Origin of the sequence: Dyadobacter sp. OTU695 (assembly GCF_038440355.1) — a bacterium.
Lineage (GTDB): Bacteria > Bacteroidota > Bacteroidia > Cytophagales > Spirosomataceae > Dyadobacter.
Genome location: NZ_JASATN010000104.1, coordinates 1 through 311, shown reverse-complemented (window position 1 = coordinate 311; position 311 = coordinate 1). Strand labels below are relative to the sequence as shown.

Below are 311 nucleotides of genomic sequence, written 5' to 3'. Positions count from 1 at the left end.
CCGATGTGCACACCACTTTTGATATCAATGTTTATGCCCCCTGGCGACTGATCAAACAGGTGCTGCCCGCCATGCGCAAACAGGCCGAAGGACTGATCATCAACGTGACCAGCGGCTTTGGTCGGGTATCGTTCCCGTTCGCTACCATTTATGCGGCCTCCAAATTTGCACTGGAAGGAATAAGCGAGGGCCTGCATTACGAGGTAAAGCGTTTAGGCATTGACGTGGCCATCGTGGAGCCGGGCGCTTTCCCGACCGAAATGCAGCAAAAGAACAACCCCGCATCGGATCAGGGGGTATTCGAGGGATAT

At 54.3% G+C, this 311-nt stretch carries 1 protein-coding gene; it reads left to right on the top strand.

What is annotated here, in order from left to right; all coding sequences use genetic code 11:
* The coding region (locus tag AAHB90_RS32640) for an SDR family NAD(P)-dependent oxidoreductase (RefSeq protein ID WP_342089512.1) at positions 1-311 on the top strand (311 nt) is incomplete at both ends.